Here is a 1231-nt window from a genome sequence, read left to right on the forward strand (position 1 = left end):
GAAAACCAGTCATTGTAGTTCGAGCAATTTTACTTCGTATTGATATACTAATGTCATGATTAAAGTTGATTTTATGGTTGGACGATGAAAACAATAGGCAAGTTGGCTAAAGAACTTGATATAGGCGTAGAAACTATACGGTTTTATGAGCGGGAAGGCTTGATAAAACAGCCTCAAAAACCTCAAAATGGTTATCGTGTCTATGACGACTCAATCACCAAACAATTACAATTCATCTGTAAGGCCAAAGCACTTGGCTTTACTCTAAAAGAAGTGGCTTCATTGATGTCAATGGATGGCGATTGTGCCAAAGTAGAATCCCTAGGCTTGCTGAAATTGAACGTAATTCAAAATAAGATAGCTGACCTTCAACGCTTAGAAGTCGTCATAAAAGAAATGACTAATTCATGCCGCAACAATAACGATCAATCCCACTGCCCAATAATCGATTCGCTAAAATAGTATTGACTCCGTACCTACCTACGGAGTTCATACTCAAATCATTCAAATAATGTTAGACGTTAAAAATGATTAATAAGATTTTAGATAAAGTTAGCTCAGGTGGTGTTTGGCTTGCGGCTCTTAGTTGTACGGGGTGCTTCCCCGCACTCGGCTCGTTAGCATCAGCATTAGGATTAGGCTTTCTCTCTCACTTTGAGGGAATTGCTGTAAATACCTTGTTACCTATATTTGCAACTCTGGCATTGTTGGTAAATTTGTATAACTGGTATAAAAACCAAAATCATGCGAGAGGTATTCTTGGGGTTATTGGCCCTATAGCGGTTTTGTTAACCCTCTATCCACTATGGCAATACGAATGGAGCACTTATTTGTTTTATGTAGGTATTTGTTTGATGATTGTAATGTCCGTATTAGACATTTTTAAACCTTTGAAGGAGCAAACATGCAAAGTATAGAGTTAAATTCTACCATTACTTGCCCTGAGTGTGGCTTCAGTAAAACTGAAGAAATGCCAACCAACGCTTGCCAGTGGTATTATGAATGTGAATCTTGCAAAGTTCTCCTAAAGCCTTTGAAAGGCGATTGTTGCGTATATTGCTCTTATGGAACAGTGAAATGCCCGCCAATTCAAGAAGGTCAAAGTTGTTGCGATAGCTAAATGACAGTCTATTAATGGCAATGAGAAGGCATAAAAAGAAATAGTGAAATGTCAGCAATCGTATCATTGCAGCCTTTATCACTAAGTCACTCAAGGGCTGCTTTTGGCACA

3 protein-coding genes are annotated in these 1231 nt (G+C 38.3%); all 3 read left to right on the forward strand.

Annotated features, from left to right (window positions below; translation table 11 throughout):
* Positions 1–84 precede the first annotated feature (84 nt).
* The 3 genes from PAT01_RS19945 to PAT01_RS20335 all read left to right on the forward strand — a co-directional run bounded on the left by PAT01_RS19945 (position 85) and on the right by PAT01_RS20335 (position 1120).
* On the forward strand, positions 85–462 hold the full coding sequence (locus tag PAT01_RS19945) for a MerR family transcriptional regulator (protein WP_010557530.1): 378 nt from the start codon (positions 85–87) through the stop codon (positions 460–462).
* A gap of 65 nt (positions 463–527) precedes the next feature.
* Positions 528–917: an organomercurial transporter MerC gene (gene merC / locus PAT01_RS19950; protein WP_154946063.1), complete on the forward strand. Its 390-nt coding sequence runs from the start codon at positions 528–530 to the stop codon at positions 915–917.
* Positions 905–1120, forward strand: a complete 216-nt coding sequence (locus tag PAT01_RS20335; protein WP_076916053.1) for a GDCCVxC domain-containing (seleno)protein — start codon at positions 905–907, stop codon at positions 1118–1120. The genes merC and PAT01_RS20335 overlap by 13 nt, the downstream gene beginning before the upstream one ends.
* Positions 1121–1231: the final 111 nt, after the last annotated feature.

The sequence above is a fragment of the Pseudoalteromonas atlantica genome (assembly GCA_007988745.1).
GTDB classification, from domain to species: Bacteria; Pseudomonadota; Gammaproteobacteria; order Enterobacterales; family Alteromonadaceae; genus Pseudoalteromonas; species Pseudoalteromonas atlantica.

Bases quoted from the DNA above. Each gene is read 5' to 3' on its own strand.
- PAT01_RS19945 (WP_010557530.1), top strand. From the start codon at position 85: ATGAAAACAATAGGCAAGTTGGCTAAAGAACTTGATATAGGCGTAGAA.
- merC (WP_154946063.1), top strand. From the start codon at position 528: ATGATTAATAAGATTTTAGATAAAGTTAGCTCAGGTGGTGTTTGGCTT.
- PAT01_RS20335 (WP_076916053.1), top strand. From the start codon at position 905: ATGCAAAGTATAGAGTTAAATTCTACCATTACTTGCCCTGAGTGTGGC.